This window comes from Faecalicatena contorta, from assembly GCF_022835095.1.
Classification (GTDB): Bacteria; Bacillota; Clostridia; order Lachnospirales; family Lachnospiraceae; genus Faecalicatena; species Faecalicatena contorta.
Genome location: NZ_BQNQ01000001.1, coordinates 4,522,565 through 4,539,077, shown reverse-complemented (window position 1 = coordinate 4,539,077; position 16,513 = coordinate 4,522,565). Strand labels below are relative to the sequence as shown.

Genomic DNA, 16,513 nt, shown 5'->3' with positions numbered 1-16,513 from the left:
AATCACTCCTTTATATCAAACACTTTATACGACGAAGGACTGCAGCCGGTATATTTTGTGAAAACAGTTGTAAAATATGCCGGTTCCTCGATTCCCACCATGGAAGCAATCTCTGTAATCTTATACTTTCCGGTCTCTAAGAGCACCTTCGCGTGCTCGATACGATAATAGTTAAGTGCGTGGATGATAGAATGTCCGGTGCAGTTTTTATAAGTACGGCTTAGATAGCTGCTGTTCATATGAAGGGCATGTGCTATATCATCGATCCTGACGGGCTGGTCAAAATGGTGCTGGATATAGGCGCTGATTTCCAGCACAGGGACCGGAATCCCACTAGCAGAACAGACTTTTAGATGAATACATTTATCAGCAAAGTCAAGAAGAGAATCCACCAACCCCACTACAGCGGCAGAATTTTTCAGCCTGGCCAGGGTCATATCTTTTATTGCATGAAATTGGTACATAGTGTCTACAGGACTATATAGCTTGTCCCAGCAGAGTGTGCATATATTAATTGCCATATTTTTTACTTTATTTAAAGAATACCGTTTGCTTTCAAGTTCACCAAAAAAATACGTCAAAAGGCCCGCACATGCTACCGTGTCCCCGGCGCAGATATTTTCTGTAAAAGCGGTGGTTATCCCAATAGGATCTAACAGCTGACCGGTACTTCCGCCAGGAAATTCCGGAAGGCCATGCGCTGCATTCAAAACACCGCTGTCTGCTGCGTCCAAACATTCGTAAAGTGCAGAGGGAAATTCAGCAATATCCTGATGCACAGAAGAATAGGAGAGGCTGATCCCGCAGGCAAAAAGGGTCTTCGCAGCGGAGATGATGCTCTCACCGAATTCGGGCATCTGGGGCAGCCGGACTGTATTTGCCGCATAAAGAAGCACGTAAACGGAATTCTGTGCATCGCTTTTTACAGCGGATGGGAAAGGCTCGGCAGCAGTTTTAATAAAACCAATGATCTTTTCAAACATGCGCGTCTGTTCCTCTTCATGGGCGGACGTATCAGCACAGACCGAGAATTTAACGGCCATATACTGCTGAGGCTGCAGCTGCATCTGGCAAAACCAGTATTGAATGTCTTCCAGGTTAGTGATGGACGATGTGGCAATTCCAGAAATGAGGGCAGAAAATGCACGTGAAGAACAGCTGATTTTCGCCTTTTCGTTTTCCAGCAGAGCGTACACCTTTTTCACAGATACGGGAAGCTGGCTGATAAAATCTGATTTTACAATATAATCAGACACTCCCGCCCTAAGAGCGTCTACCGCCAGATCAAAGTCAGAAAAGGCGGTTAATATAATAACCTTAGTGGCGGGAGAGAGCGCATGTATCTTACGGGCAAGCTCTATACCGGACATTTCGGGCATCTTGATATCTGTTACGACAAGGTCCACGGGGTGTTCCCTGAAAAAAGCAAGTGCTTCGGGAGCGTTAGCAAAATCACCCTCTAATTGGAATCCCAGACTGGTCCAATCGATAATATTGCAGATCCCCTTTCTCAGAATCGCCTCATCTTCTACAATAATCAAACGGAACATAAGTTATTCCTCCCTTTCATTTTCAAGTGTCTTAGAATCCTGGTCAGGGCGGTCTTTCAGCACAGGAAGCTTAATAATGACAGTTGTACCGATACCGGAAGAACTGTGAAACTCTAGGCCATAAGAATCCCCAAACAGCAGATGGATGCGTTCAACTATATTTGAAATCCCGATATGCTGACGGCCGGAGTCATCCCCGGAAGAGGTTTTCAGCGGATCGAAATCACAGCCGCAGCCGTTATCGGATACTTCAAAAAATAAATCCCCATTTTCCGTGTATATGTCCATTTTAATATGATTAATTTTGTTAGAGGAATTTTCAATACCGTGGATTACAGCATTTTCAACAATCGGTTCCACACTCAGCCTAGGAATGTAATAGTTCAGAATCTGCTTATCCCGGACATTTATTTCGCAGCTAAGGCGTTCCTGAAAACGAAGCTGCTGGATATATAGATAACTTTTTATCCATTCATATTCCTTTTCTACAACCGTATACAAATCACCCTTCAATGATCCGGTCAGATTCGCCGTCACGAGTACATTAAGGGAACTGATCATCTGATAGACTTCCGAGTCGTTGTTAAGCAGTGCGGAGACGCCAATGGTAGTCAGCGTATTTGTTAAAAAATGAGGGTTCATCTGCGAATGCAGAAGCCGAATTTCCGATTCTTTCAAAAGCAGCTCATTTTTATATACCTTTGCGATCAGTTCTTCAAATTCACCGGTCATTTTATTAAAGGTAAAACTGATCCTGTTCAAATCCGTTTCCCTATATATTTTCATACGGGTCCGGTAATTTTGATTCCTCACCTCATTTAGATTGGACACCATATCTTTGATAAAATACGTATAGTTAGAAAAAGACCAGACTGCGATCAAAATAAAAGCCACCAGCAGGACTGCCATGATTGCTACATACTGCAGAAGCGTAACGGCGATGGGGGTGGTGATACTTTTCGTTGAGGTGAACAGATTGACATGGAAGGGAGCGCTGGTTATCTGTTTTGAATAACCTAACGTGTCTTTACCAGGATAGCGGTCGGCATTCTCTTCCAGATAACGATGATACACCTTACCAACCATATCGGGCGTGTTGCTGAATAAAACAATATCGTTCCGATCAGTGACTGAAACGATTAGATCTGAAGTCAGTCCGGAAAATAACTCTTGAAAGCAGGATTGATTAATAATAAAAATAAAGAAGACGGTATCGTTTCGATTGTAATTCTGTGCTTGTTTAATAAAAAAAATATCTTTGGAATTTTGACTGGGAGGTATAAAAACAGCCGCGTCGGCTTCTTTTTTAAATAGTACTTTCAGCTCTTCAAAGGTGAACGAAGGTGAATTATACGGGGTACCGTAAGTGTATAACTGTATTTCTGAATTCTGGGTGATTAAAAAAGCCGTACTCAGCCCGTAGGAATAGAAGGTATTATCGAACAGATTGTTATTCTTGCAATCTTCCTGCATGGCATAGACGTTCTCCTGAAATCCGGGCAGATTCCTGTTAAAACTAATTCTGCCGGCAAGCCAATTCTGCATAGTAGGACTAGTAAGCAGTGACAGCGCGCTGTTATTTATATCAGAAAAAGCCTTGTTTATACTAAAGCGCATCTGTTCAACAGAAGCTTCCATGTTATCATAGGCAAGAGAAACCTGGGCCTTATAGTAATGATAAAAAAACCAGCCGCCTTGGATTAAAAGAGCAAGGCTGATGAGGATAACAGAAAGTGAAATTATCTTACTGCGCATAGAAATACGGCGTTTCATATAAAACCTCCGTTTGCGAAAACTATTTCTTATAGTGTATCATCTGGCATTATATCAGGCAAGTGCTGAAAAATATAAGGATAAGGTAAAAAATGTATAAGAGCAGGGTGAAAAAAGTATAGGTAGAGAAATGGAAAACAATAATAAAATAAATATATGGACAGTAAATTCGATTAAAAAAGAAAGACGGAAATGTTAGAATATACCTATCAAATAAACACAAAACGAAAAGAGGAGAAAAGTTATGAGAAGAGGAGTTAAGAAGTCTACAGCTGTGGCACTTGTTGGAATCATGTCAGCAGCAATGCTTGCGGGCGGATGCGCAAAGAAGAATGACAACAAAAAAGATGACGAAAAAGTCATTTTGCGCTATGCAACCAGTGCAGTCGGAACCAGTCCAAACACGGAATGTGAGAAAAAACTTATTGAGCGGTTCAATCAAATGTATGGAGACGAAATTGAACTTGTAGTGGAAGAGCTACCCAGCGATACAGCTTATCTGGATAAAATGAAAGTGCTGGCGGCTACGAACGAACTGCCGGATGTCGTATACTCCATTAACGGAGTTCTGGATCTGGCGGTTAAAAACGGACAGGCAATGGAACTGACGGAGGTTTTGGAAGCTGATCCGGAATTTAAAGAACAAATTGGAGAGGACGCAATCGAGGCAGTACGTCAGCCGGACGGGGGGATATATTCTGTGGCAGACGCCAATACTCAGATCGGATACTTTTATAATAAAGATATGTTTGACAAATGTAAAATAAAACCAGCCGAGACATGGGATGAATTTATGGAAAACTGCAAGATTCTGAAGGAGAACGGATTTATACCGATTTCCCTAAGCACAGGGGAGAATTGCTGGACAGCAAATCTGGTGCTGGCAGCAATGATTGGAACAGACGGGGAATCAGGAAAGAAATTTATGAATACGGTATATCCGGACTCCTATCAAAATGAATCTGTAGTAAAAGGCCTCACAATGATGCAGACTCTTCTTAAGGAATACACAACAGAGGATGCATTAGGCGGCGGATATCCTGTTGCATCAAACAGTTTCTGTCAGGAAAAGACAGCCATGATAGCGAACGGCATGTGGGCAACTGCTGATTTTTCGAACCCGGAAGTAGCAGTAGACGGGCTGATGGACCGCATTGGCGTTGCAGCATTTCCAAACCAGAGCCTGATATCCAATTATGAGCTGGGATATTCTGTTTGCGCAAAAACAGAGGAGACAAAGGATGCAGCTATAAAATTTCTGAAGTGTATCACTGACGGGGAAGCACAGAAGATGCGGATGGAGATGACCGGAGTGGTTCCGCTTACTACAAATATCGAGATGACAGAAGAGTTTAAACAGGAGCAGCCTTTATTTGCATCACTAATGGAAATAAAGAAAGATGTAAAGGTAGAGTATAAAACAATTGATTCTACAGCGCTCCCAAGTGTTGTGAATGCTATGAGCAAATACTATCCGGAAATGGCATATGGAAACATTACACCACAGGAAATGACCGTAAAAATGGATGAGGCAATAAAGGAGGCCGAATAAAACGGCAGCACAGGACTTTCCGGTATGGAACACATACCGGAAAGTTTATTTAATAGGAAAGTGATATGCACTTCTCTATTAAATTAAAAACCCTCCCGGTGGGATGCGCACTGTGGCGTAAGCAGTAGATGTCGCGGTGCGACCGCCGCAGGCGCGAGTTTCGCAAGCGAAACTCTATTTAAAGAAAGGCGAAAAATCATGAAAATTAAAAAGAGATGGCTTATTATTTTTCTTGTCCCTGGAGTTTCACTGTTTATATTTATGTATGCGATCTCTCTGGTGACACTGGTGGCTACATCGTTTACAGAATGGAGAATTGGGGTTTCTCCGACTTTTATTGGCCTGGATCATTATATCAGGATGTTTCAGGATCCTAATTTTTTTACTGCTTTTGGAAACACTATTGTCTGGATACTTCTGCAATGCACGCTGCATGTTGGGATCGCGCTCGCATTTGCGCTTGTTATAGCAAGAAAAAAATGGTACTGCAAGTTCGCACGGGGCGTATTTATGATCCCAAACATTATCTCAAGTGCTGCAATTGGTATGTTGTTTTTGTGCATACTGAACCCCAGCTTCGGCCCCGTGAACCAATTTTTAAAAGCTGTGGGTCTGGACTGTCTGGCAAAAAACTGGTTTGCGGATTCCAAAACGGCATTTTGGGCAGTTACCCTGACATGGCTTCCCTTTGCAGCTGTTAATGCGGCATTAATTTTAGCAGAAATGAGTTCGATTGATGAGGACATCTATGAGGCGGCTGCAATAGACGGAGCCAGCGATTCACAGAAGATGCGATACATTACCCTGCCGCTTCTGCGTAACATTATAGGCATATGTACAATTCTTGCAGGTACCGGTATGCTTCACAAATTTGACACGATAATGATGACCACTGGCGGAGGTCCGGGCAACCGGACTATGAGTATGCCTCTGATGCTTTACAATGCGGCAATGCGTGACAATAATTTTGGCTATGGCAATGCGATTGGTGTGGTGATGATGCTTACAGGCCTGGTTCTGGTTTTTGCAGTAAACCGGATATACAAGGTCGGAGAGGTTAAATAAGCGGGGAGAGATTACATGAAAAAGAAAACGATTCAGATTATGATTGGAATTTTTGTGATATTGATATGTTTTATATCTGTAGGTCCTTTTTTGTGGGTTTTACTGTCATCCTTCAGGGGAAATGCGGACATATTGTCATCGGCGCCAATTTTTAGCGGCCAATTCAGTGTTAAGAATTATTTTACAGCGTTTAAACTGGCTCCAATTGCACAGTTTTATAAGAACAGCGTTATAGTGACAGGTATGAGCACACTCATATGCCTGGCGGTGATGAGTATGGCGTCCTATGTGATTGCCCGTTTTCAATTCAGAGGAAGAAAATTTTTACGCCTGATGTTTTCTATGGCTTTGCTTATACCGGGTTCCGCGCTTTTGCTGCCGGTCTATAATACAGTGAAGACAATAGGGCTGTTGGATACGATTCCGGGCTTGATCCTTGTCTATTCTGGATTTGGGCTTACGACATCCCTGTTTATACTCAGCAGTTACTTTATGACAATCCCAAGGGAACTGGAGGAATCCGCTTATATTGACGGCGCTGGTTTTTTCAGGACATTTGCGGCAATTATTATGCCTCTAGTAAAGCCTGCGCTGGCTACAGCCGGCGTGCTGCAGTTCATAGAGGCATGGAATGAGTTCCAGTTTGCATTGACTTTGACGACAGGAAATGACAGCAGGACATTACCCGTAGCACTTTATTATTTTAAAAGCGCATATGCAACAGACTACGGCGCCATGTTTGCTGCGACCATATTGATTATACTGCCCACAATTATTATCTATTTTCTGATGCAGGAACAAGTTGTATCAGGAATGACTGCCGGAGCCGTAAAAGGGTAGAAAGCCGTCAGGGTATATGAACAGTACAGTAATAGGGATGTGCAGAGAATGGAGGCAGAATGTTTATTATAGGAAGGGTCAGCAGAACGATAGAGGAATTGGAAAAATACAGGGTGACTCATAAAAGAGGGCCGGACAGGATGTACATAGATAAAAGGAGCCCCGTTTCCTTATATCCACCGGAATGTGGCCGATACGAGGAGTGTAGCAATTCTGTCAGATGGGGGGGGGAAGGATGCCCACTGCTGGATGAAATTTGAGATGATCGTTCCAGAGAGGTTTGCAGGAAAAACACTACTGGCAGAGTTTTCTACGGAACACGCAGATGACTGGAATATTGCCAACCCTCAGTTTAAGGTTTTCCAAAATAAAGAACTGATTCAGGGGCTGGATGTTAACCACCGGGAAATGATCCTTTGTACAGAGGCGGTACCGGGTGAATGTCTGGTGTATGAGGTAGCGGTGTATTCCGGCATGGATGATGCGGTATTTCCTATCAGCCTTTCGTATGGGCTGTTTGATGCCCTTGTGGATAAAGTGATCTATGATCTCCAGGTTCCGATGAAAGTTATGGCGGAATTACATGAGGGGGACGAAAGACGGATTAGAATTGGAACGATTCTGGAGCGTGCGGTAAACATTCTGGACTTCAGGGACAGCAGGACTTCGGGAAAGATGTTCAGACAGAGCCTCCGGGAGGCGTCTTTATATCTGGACGATGCGTTTTATAATAAGGCAGAGGAGAGGTCGAGGCCTGCAGTATACGGGATCGGGCATACCCACATAGATGTTGCATGGCTCTGGACAGCAGAACAGACGCGGGAAAAGGCCGCCAGGAGTTTTACAAATGCGCTGAGGCTTATGGAGCGGTATCCTGAATACCAATTCTTTTCGAGCCAGCCCCAGCTGTATGAATATATAAAGGAGGATTATCCCGGCATTTTCAGTCAGATTAAAAGGCGGGTGGAAGAAGGACGGTGGGAGGCAGACGGAGGCATGTGGCTGGAAGCCGACTGTAATCTTACATCGGGAGAGTCACTGGTCAGACAGTTATACTATGGCAAGAAGTTTTTTAGAGAGGAATTTGGGAAGGAATGCGAAGTATTATGGCTGCCGGACGCTTTTGGGTTCAGCGGCACCTTACCCCAGATTCTAAACAAATCTGGGATCAAATATTTTATGACTGCCAAGATCTGCTGGAATGAATATAACCGGCTTCCCTATGATTTGTTTGAATGGCATGGGATTGATGACAGCAGTGTTCTTGCTTATATTATAACATCGGTGCTTCCAAAAGAAGACCTGCAGGGGCTGAATGAGGGCTTTCCGATCAGTACGTATAATGGGTTTCTGCAGCCGGATGTGTTGATCAAGACTTATGAAAGGTTCCAACAGAAGGAGTTGAGCGGCACCGTACTTCTTCCTTATGGTTATGGAGACGGAGGCGGAGGCACGACAGACTGGATGCTGGAATATGGCAGGCGCCTCGAAAAGGGCATATCTGGCTGCCCTAAGTTCCAGTTTTCCAGTATATCCGGCTTTACAGAGCTTTTGGAAGAAAAAAGGAAAGAAGCCTGCCTTCCCCAGTGGGTAGGGGAGCTGTATCTGGAATATCACCGGGGGACTTATACGAGCCGCGCCAAAACAAAAAAATACAACCGGAGGGCCGAAAGCTTACTGTCGGAGGCAGAGTTCCATGGTGCGCTTGCTTCTGTCTTAGGGGAGGGGTATCAATATCCGCACAGAAGGATGGAGCAAATGTGGAAAACTGTACTGCGCAATCAGTTTCACGATATTCTTCCCGGAACATCTATCCCGGAGGTGTATGAAGTGTCTGACATGGAATACGAAACTGTTTTTCAATGCCTTGGAGGAATCAAAAGTGAAGCGTTAGAAGAGATTGCGGCGCTGATCAGCACTGACGGCCATTCACTGGCAGCTTTCCATGCGTCAGGGAGCACCTGTCCGCAGATTACCGAGGCAAAACTTCCGGACTGGTGCAGCGGAATTATAGATGAGAGGAACGGCTTTGTTCCGGCCCAGCCCCTCCACAGCGGAAAAGCATTGGTACTTTTGGAAGGCCTTCCGTCCTTTGGGTACCGTACTTACCGGTTAGCCGGTAAGGAAGAAGCGAAATGCGCAGAACACCAGGTCCCGGATGTGAGAGCGACTACGGCAGAGATGGAAAACCAATACTGGAAGATCAGCCTGGATACGAATGGCGTTATCACTGGGATATATGATAAGAAAGAGAAGAGAGAGGTTCTGAAAAAGGGTGGAAAAGGAAATCAACTTCTGGCTTTTGAAGATATGCCCCATAATTTTGATGCATGGGATATCACGGAATACTACCGCCTGAAAATGTGGGAAATAAACAAAGCTGAATCCATATCCGTGACGGAAAACGGACCACTCCGGTGGACAATAGAAATTACAAGAAAATATCAGAGATCCTGCATTGTTCAAAAGATGCATATGTATCATGTACTTCCGTATATTGAGTTTGAAACATGGATCGACTGGCACGAAGAACATACGCTTTTAAAGACTTCCTTTGAAGTGGATATTCATTCGGACTTTGCAGCCTATGATATTCAGTTCGGCAGCATACTGAGGCCGACACATTCCAACACCAGCTGGGATGCGGCAAAATTCGAGGTGTGCGGGCAGAAATGGGCTGACTTGTCTGAATATGGTTACGGCGCGGCTATTCTGAACGACTGTAAGTATGGATACGATATTCATAGAGGGGATATGCGTCTGACCCTATTAAAATCAGCCACCTATCCCAATGCTAAGGCGGATCAGGGGGAGCATACGTTTCGTTATGCTTTTTATCCTCATGCAGGAGACTGGCGGGAGGCCGGGGTGATCCCGTACGCCAAAGCATTTAACCAGACGGTCTTTACACAGCTGCTGGATCCGCAGGAGGGGAAGATCCCGGGCCGTTATAGTATTGTGAAGGCACAACAGAACAATATTGTAATAGAAACGGTGAAAAAAGCGGAGGGGCGTGAAGGAATACTGGTAAGGTTTTATGAAGCATTTAACCGGCGCTGCAAAGCAGAGATCACATTTGGCTCCTGTATGAAAGAGGTCTGGGAATGCGATTTGATGGAAAATTTGATACAGGACATGGAATCGAATATCTGCTGCGGGGGCAATTCGCTCTGGATAGATGTAAGGCCGTTTGAGATAAAAACGTTATATGTTGTTTTAGACCTGGATTGACGGACTGATAAAGGGGCTAAAACGGAGGAAGAAAGGAAGGTTTCAATGACAACGAAGATAATAGAGACGAAAGAAACAATGACACCAAAACAGAGACTGCTGGCCGCACTGCGCGGTGAGAAGACAGACCGCACTCCATGGTGCCCGAATCTGGCATATTGGTATGATTTTAATCCGGAAGAGGCCAGGGGGAAGAGCATGATGCAGGTCATGCAGGAAATGGGTGCGGATCCATTAATCAGGGGATTTGATCCTACAAAAATAGAATATGAACATCTTAGAATGTATCAGACATTCTATAAGGGGTGCTCCATTGAGGACGTATATGATAAGGATAAAAGAACTATGACAATCCGTACCCCCATAGGATGCCTGACTGCCAGATATATCATTACGCCGGATGGTGAGACGTGGTTTTTATCTGAACATCCCATTAAAGAAGAGGAAGATTTTAAGACTGCCAGATACTTTTTTGACCATATAGAACTTATTCCGGATTATACCGCGTACAATAAAGCGGCGGCAGAGGTGGGAGAGGAAGCGCTCATTGTGCCTATGCTGATGCCAGAGATAAATTTGAAAAGCGCCTTTCAGTCATTGCTAGAATTCTGGCTTGGAACGGAGGAACTGGTATATGCTTTGATGGACTATCCGGAAGAAGTGGAAGCATTACTGGAAAGTATACGCAGGGTGGACCGGATTGCAGTGGAAATATCCGCTGGGTCAGATGCGGAAGTCTTCCTCACTTGGGAAGATACATCCACCACCAATATCTCCCCGTCCTATTACGAAAAATACATTCTGCCGGAATTAAATGAATGGTCTGAAATACTGGAGAGCCGCCGAAAGATGTATATGCAGCATGCCTGCGGCCACCTTCAGGCGCTTCTCGGGCTGATAGCCGGATCAAAGGTGCATGGGATTGAGTCGATATCTCCTGCGCCTACCGGCAATATTGTTATGAAAGAGGCGCGCAGGGTGCTTCCTAAAGAAAAATTCCTTGTGGGAGGTATCGAGCCGACAGAATTTTTGAATTGGTCTCTCAGTGAATTGGAGGTCTATGTAAAAAAGTTGTTGAAGGACATGGAAGGATACCCATTTATCCTTGCGAATTCCGACAGCTGCCCCCCGGGCGTAGAATATGAAAAGTTTTTAATGATTTCTAAAGTGGTCAGAAACCAAATTTAATGATAATGCCGTGGGCAGGTAACAGTGCAGGCCTGACTGAACCGTTACCTGGGCAGATGGAGAAGAAGAATGAATACGTTATATCAGACGATAGAAGACTATGTCAATGACCTTACTATTATAGATACACATGAGCATCTGCCAAACTGGGAACAGGAACTGGAACAGCCGGTGGATTTTTTCAGCGAATATTTATCTTCGTATTTACGGGACGATTTGATCAGTGCGGGAATGCGCAATGAAGAGATGGAAACATTATCTCAAGGCACAACAGCGCAATCCGGGCAGACACAGCTGGAAGAAAAATGGCAGATGTTAAAGCCATATTTAAGCAGAATTGAAAACACAGCATATTACCGGCAGCTGGACAGAACGGTGGAAGGACTGTATGGGATGCATTTTCCTGACTCACAGACGCCGTGGGACTCCATCCTGGAGTTGAATAAGAAGTTCCTCGCCGCCAGAAGACCGGGAAGGTTTCAAGAAGTGTTAAGGGAGAAATGTAAGATTGAAACTGCCATCCAGGATACTTTTGACCTGGAATGTGACAGGCGGTATTACCGCCCAGTGCACAGGCTGGATGCTTTTATATTTCCGGAAACAAGGCAGCAGTTGGAACAGATTGAAACGGACACAGGAATCAGGATCAATGGATTTGAAGATTGGCTTAAAGCATGTACACAGTCAATGGAAACAGCTGTTGAAAACGGGGCAGTGGCCTTTAAGCTCGGGCTGGCCTACGCAAGAAGCCTTAAATACGGGCATTCTACAAAGAGTGAGGCGGAAAAAGATTTTCTGGACCTGTTTGAAGAGCGGCACTTGCCTGCGTGGAGAAGGGGGCTGTACGAGGGGGAAGCTTTACAGAACTATATGATGCATTTTGTCCTTCATTTTGCTGCAGAACACAAGCTGGTTTATCAAATACATACGGGCATGCAGGCGGGGTATCCGAATTTTCTTGCAAACAGCAATCCTGAATTGCTAAATGATTTCTTTATAGAATACCCGGATATAAAATTCGATATTTTTCATATCGGATATCCGTATCATAAAAGCCTGGCAGCGCTGGCTAAGATGTTCCCAAACGTATATATAGATATGTGCTGGGCACACGTTATCTCTCCATATGCAAGTAAATGCGCGCTTGCTGAGTTCTTAGATACAGTTCCGGTTACGAAAATCAATGGATTTGGCGGAGACAGCCTGTTTTTGGATGCAGTTTACGGGCACCAGCTGATGGCCCGCGAAAATATCAGTATGGTACTTGCCCAGTGTGTGGAAGAAGGCACATATTCAATGGGGCAGGCAAAGAAATTTGCAGAAAGAATCTTATATCAAAATCCAAAGGAGCTATTTGGACTATAGTCCAAAGACAAGGGTAGAAAAATGAAAATTACAGAGTTTCGATGTGAACACAGGACTCATCCAATGGGGATTGATACCAGGAGGCCTGAGTTTTCCTGGATATATGAGAGTAAAGTGCCGGATACCAGACAAGTACAGTACCGGCTGCAGGTTTTTGACAAAGGACGGAAATTATGGGATACAGGCGCGCTGGAAAGCGGGCAGTCGTTTGGAATAAAGTATGCAGGCCGGAAACTGGAGTCTTTTACAAGGTATGATATAGAAGCCAATATTTGGAGTAACCATGGGGAAGCCGCCGAATACAGCGGATGGTTCGAAACGGGACTTTTATATCAAGAGGATTGGACCGCAAAGTGGGTGGTGCCCAAGCAGGTTCCGGCTTACCGTGAAAAACCTCAGGAGACCGCAGAAATATCCTATTCAAGCATTAAAATAGAAGACATTAAAATGCAGCCGGGACAAATGATACGCATGGAATTCAAAGTAAAACCATGTCTGCGTTCCGCCAGAATCTATGCAACCGCACATGGGATTTACCGTCTTGAACTGAATGGCCGCAGGGTGGGAGATATGGAATATGCACCAGGCAATTCCTCCTATAACCGTTGTCTGGAGTATCAGACGTATGATATCACGGACGGTCTGAAGACAGGAGATAACGCGCTGGGTATGACTATATGCCCAGGCTGGTACTGCGGGAAGGTAGGCCTGACCGGAGACAGCTGCCAGTATGGTACATTATTGGCCGGGCTGTTTCAGATAGAGGTCTTGTATGAAAACGGACAGCGTGAACGGTTTGGTTCGGGAGAGACATGCTGTTCCGAGACGGGACCGGTAAAATATGCCGATCTTTTTGTTGGGGAATGTTATGACGCGCGGGATGAGAAAAAAAATTTCAGCCTGCCGGGATACCGGTCGAGGGAATTAAGGCCGGTTCGTACAGCAGATTATGGGTATGAGAACCTGTGTGCGCAGGCAGGGGAACCGGTACGTGTATGTGAGACACTGAGGCCAGCGCGCATCTATCAGTCTCCCAGGGGTGAAACAATACTCGATACGGGGCAGGTTCTATGCGGCAGGGTAAAAATGAAAGTATGCGGGAAGCGTGGCACAAAAGTTGTCCTGGAGCATACCGAGACGGTGGATCAACATGGAAATTTTGTGCGCAATATCATCGGAGAATTCGTACTGCAGACGGATACCTACATTCTCCATGGAGAAGGCCCGGAAATATTCGAACCCAGCTTTACCTATCACGGTTTCCGTTATGTCAGAATCAGCGGGTATCCGGGAGAGCCAAAACCAGAGGATTTTGAAATACAGGTAATATATACGGATATGGAAATGACAGGTGGATTTTGCTGCTCTGACGAGCGTCTAAATCAATTACAGCACAACATCCTGTGGAGCCAAAAAAGTAATATGGTATCCGTCCCCACCGATTGCCCCCAGCGGGAGAAAGCAGGTTTTACAGGAGATGCGCAGATATTTATACCGACAGCATGCAGAAATATGGATGTACTGGAGTTCTTTATGCGCTGGCTGAAGCTCATGCGGGAAGAGCAGCTGGAGGATGGCCAGATCCCCATTATTGTTCCTTATCTGCCTGCATATCATCCTAATAGTACAACTCCGTATCAGACCCATACATCTGCGGGATGGGGGGATGCAGCCGTGATCGTGCCGTGGCGGCTGTATCAGGCATACGGACAAAAGAGCATTTTGGAAGAAAACTATGCAATGATGGAAAAATGGATCGAATATATTCGATATACGGCAGAACACGAATATCCGGAAAGCACAGACAGCACCGGAGGAAATAAAAAAAGGGAAGAGTGGGAAAAGTATCTGTGGAATACGAATTTTCACTTTGGAGACTGGCTGACGCCGAGTGTAAGCATAGACCAACAGACCGGAGATGTCGATATGCTGAGAAGCGCCTATCGCACGATGGATATTGTTCCCACCTGCTTTTACGCCTATTCTACAGAGTTGATGGCGCAAATTGCGCAAGTCCTAGGAAAATATGACGATGTGCAATACTATAAGCAATTAAATGAGAATGTAAGAAATGCATTTATCCGTGCATTTACTGACGGGAAAGGGATGATAAAGACCAAATTACAGGGGATTTATGTTTTAGCGCTTCAGTTTCATCTGATACCAGAAGAATATAGGAAGCATACATCCGCAATGTTAGTCAGACTGATCGAGGAGAATGATGGCAGGCTTGACACTGGATTTCTCTCAATTCCGTTTTTACTGGATGTGCTGGTGGAAGCAGGATATACAAAGACCGCATTCGACATTCTCTTTCAGGATGAATGCCCGTCCTGGCTTTATGAAGTGAAGATGGGAGCTACTACTGTGTGGGAGATGTGGCAGGCGGTTAAGCCGGATGGAGGAGTAACCTGCGCTTCTTATAATCATTATGCTTTTGGCTGTGCAGGAGACTGGATGTACAGGAAAATTGGCGGAATTCATGCAGCCTGCGAAGGCTACAGGGAGATTGTGGTAAAGCCTCTTATAGATCCCCGTATTACATATGCATGGAGCAGGCATCGAAGCCCCTATGGAAATATCGAAGTTTATTGGGAAGTAAAGAATAGACAGATATATATGGAGACAGAGATTCCTTGTGGGACAGCGGCAAAGGTATACATACCGCACAGGAATGGGACTTATAAGGAAAAGCAGGTAAAATCGGGGCATTATATATTTCAGGAGCCATTCGTCTGAGCGGAATAGATGAAAAAGGAGAAAGAGGAAATGAAGACAGAAAACAACAGATTGAGAGCTGTGACAGCAGGCGTGATGATTTGCTTTTTCCTTTTTGGGTATTGCGATTCTGTCAGAGGGGCAACGCTGACGGATGTTACGAGCGCTTTTAAAGTCAGCTATGGTGTCGGCGGCGCTTTGATGGTGGTTCACTACATAGGATATTGCGCTTCTTCTCTCTTTTTTGGGAGTATGACAGGTAAAATCCACAGGAGGACAGCTCTTATTGTTTCAAATGTTAACATTGCAGCAGGAATTTTCATTTATACCTGCGCCCCTAATATATACATATTTTTAATCGGCATCCTGTTGATCGGCTTTTCATTGGGGCTTTATGAGTATGCAGGAAATACGGCGGTTGCGGACATATATCCAGAAGAAAAAAGAGGAAAATATACCAATTTGGTGGCTGGGATGCACGGTATCGGCGCAATCATAGGACCTGCGGCATTTGGGGTGATCTTAAGGAAGGGCGGAGATTATAAGACCGCATTTATGATCATACTGCCAGTTATTTTGGCGGCGGTTCTTTTGTTTCTCAATACGGGTTACCCAAAACAGACCTATCTTAATGACAGCCCATTAAGAATCAAGGATATTCTGGGGGCTATGCTTATTAAAAAAGCAGGAAAATATTATGCATTGGCAACTCTGTATATTGCGACTGAAGCCGGTATCATCACCTGGATAACTGCATTCTTTGTAGATGAGAAGGGACAGGCGCTGAAACAGGCGGCGCTGTGGCTGAGCTTGTTCTTTGTTTTTCTGACTGCAGGCCGGTTTATCGGGAGTATGTATGTTGACAGATTCGGCATTAGAAGAGTATTAATCGTGCATTTTGCTTTGTCTGCCTTGTGTATTATTCTGGGTGTTACATTACCGGGGGAAGCAGCAGTGCTTCTGCCATTATCTGGACTTTTCCTGTCGGTAATTTTTCCGACGCTGGGGGCGGGGATCTCGGTCGAGTGTCATGAGAACACAGCGGTCACAATGGGAGCTTTCTTTGCATTTGCTGCGCTTGGCGGCGCAGGGGGCAGCTGGGCAATTGGGCTTTTCAGCCAGATTTTGGGGACGAGGGCAGGTATAGGCTCAACTGCGGTAATCTGCCTTGCGGCACTGCTCATTGTCCACAAGACTGTCCGTTAATAAGGGCGGCCACACTTCTTGTTTC

10 protein-coding genes are annotated in these 16,513 nt (G+C 44.9%); 8 read left to right on the top strand and 2 right to left on the bottom strand.

Annotation, left to right across the window (positions count from 1 at the left end):
* Positions 1-2: 2 nt before the first annotated feature.
* Positions 3-1,550, bottom strand: a complete 1,548-nt coding sequence (locus tag MWG26_RS20280; RefSeq protein ID WP_025655824.1) for a response regulator transcription factor — start codon at positions 1,548-1,550, stop codon at positions 3-5.
* Positions 1,551-1,553: 3 nt separating this feature from the next.
* Positions 1,554-3,323: a sensor histidine kinase gene (locus MWG26_RS20275; RefSeq protein ID WP_025655825.1), complete on the bottom strand. Its 1,770-nt coding sequence runs from the start codon at positions 3,321-3,323 to the stop codon at positions 1,554-1,556.
* Between the two features lie 244 nt (positions 3,324-3,567).
* Between MWG26_RS20275 and MWG26_RS20270 the strand changes: the two genes are divergently transcribed.
* The 8 genes from MWG26_RS20270 to MWG26_RS20235 all read left to right on the top strand — a co-directional run bounded on the left by MWG26_RS20270 (position 3,568) and on the right by MWG26_RS20235 (position 16,488).
* Positions 3,568-4,875, top strand: a complete 1,308-nt coding sequence (locus tag MWG26_RS20270) for an ABC transporter substrate-binding protein (protein WP_025655826.1) — start codon at positions 3,568-3,570, stop codon at positions 4,873-4,875.
* A 198-nt stretch (positions 4,876-5,073) separates the two neighbouring features.
* Positions 5,074-5,940 (top strand): carbohydrate ABC transporter permease, encoded by an 867-nt coding sequence (locus MWG26_RS20265; protein WP_117440803.1) that lies wholly within the window; start codon positions 5,074-5,076, stop codon positions 5,938-5,940.
* Positions 5,941-5,955: 15 nt separating this feature from the next.
* On the top strand, positions 5,956-6,780 hold the full coding sequence (locus MWG26_RS20260; protein WP_025655828.1) for a carbohydrate ABC transporter permease: 825 nt from the start codon (positions 5,956-5,958) through the stop codon (positions 6,778-6,780).
* Positions 6,781-7,029: 249 nt separating this feature from the next.
* Positions 7,030-10,011: an alpha-mannosidase gene (locus MWG26_RS20255; RefSeq protein ID WP_117440801.1), complete on the top strand. Its 2,982-nt coding sequence runs from the start codon at positions 7,030-7,032 to the stop codon at positions 10,009-10,011.
* A 45-nt stretch (positions 10,012-10,056) separates the two neighbouring features.
* A complete protein-coding gene (locus MWG26_RS20250; protein ID WP_025655830.1) occupies positions 10,057-11,199 on the top strand; it encodes a uroporphyrinogen decarboxylase family protein in 1,143 nt (380 codons plus the stop codon).
* A 69-nt stretch (positions 11,200-11,268) separates the two neighbouring features.
* Positions 11,269-12,564, top strand: a complete 1,296-nt coding sequence (locus tag MWG26_RS20245) for an amidohydrolase family protein (RefSeq protein ID WP_025655831.1) — start codon at positions 11,269-11,271, stop codon at positions 12,562-12,564.
* 21 nt (positions 12,565-12,585) lie between these two features.
* On the top strand, positions 12,586-15,303 hold the full coding sequence (locus MWG26_RS20240) for an alpha-L-rhamnosidase (protein ID WP_025655832.1): 2,718 nt from the start codon (positions 12,586-12,588) through the stop codon (positions 15,301-15,303).
* Positions 15,304-15,333: 30 nt separating this feature from the next.
* A complete protein-coding gene (locus MWG26_RS20235; protein ID WP_162149265.1) occupies positions 15,334-16,488 on the top strand; it encodes an MFS transporter in 1,155 nt (384 codons plus the stop codon).
* The last annotated feature ends 25 nt before the right edge of the window (positions 16,489-16,513 follow it).

What these genes read in the sequence shown, in the direction of transcription:
- MWG26_RS20280 (WP_025655824.1), bottom strand. Translation starts at nt 1,550, where the DNA reads ATGTTCCGTTTGATTATTGTAGAAGATGAGGCGATTCTGAGAAAGGGG.
- MWG26_RS20275 (WP_025655825.1), bottom strand. Translation starts at nt 3,323, where the DNA reads ATGAAACGCCGTATTTCTATGCGCAGTAAGATAATTTCACTTTCTGTT.
- MWG26_RS20270 (WP_025655826.1), top strand. Translation starts at nt 3,568, where the DNA reads ATGAGAAGAGGAGTTAAGAAGTCTACAGCTGTGGCACTTGTTGGAATC.
- MWG26_RS20265 (WP_117440803.1), top strand. Translation starts at nt 5,074, where the DNA reads ATGAAAATTAAAAAGAGATGGCTTATTATTTTTCTTGTCCCTGGAGTT.
- MWG26_RS20260 (WP_025655828.1), top strand. Translation starts at nt 5,956, where the DNA reads ATGAAAAAGAAAACGATTCAGATTATGATTGGAATTTTTGTGATATTG.
- MWG26_RS20255 (WP_117440801.1), top strand. Translation starts at nt 7,030, where the DNA reads ATGAAATTTGAGATGATCGTTCCAGAGAGGTTTGCAGGAAAAACACTA.
- MWG26_RS20250 (WP_025655830.1), top strand. Translation starts at nt 10,057, where the DNA reads ATGACAACGAAGATAATAGAGACGAAAGAAACAATGACACCAAAACAG.
- MWG26_RS20245 (WP_025655831.1), top strand. Translation starts at nt 11,269, where the DNA reads ATGAATACGTTATATCAGACGATAGAAGACTATGTCAATGACCTTACT.
- MWG26_RS20240 (WP_025655832.1), top strand. Translation starts at nt 12,586, where the DNA reads ATGAAAATTACAGAGTTTCGATGTGAACACAGGACTCATCCAATGGGG.
- MWG26_RS20235 (WP_162149265.1), top strand. Translation starts at nt 15,334, where the DNA reads ATGAAGACAGAAAACAACAGATTGAGAGCTGTGACAGCAGGCGTGATG.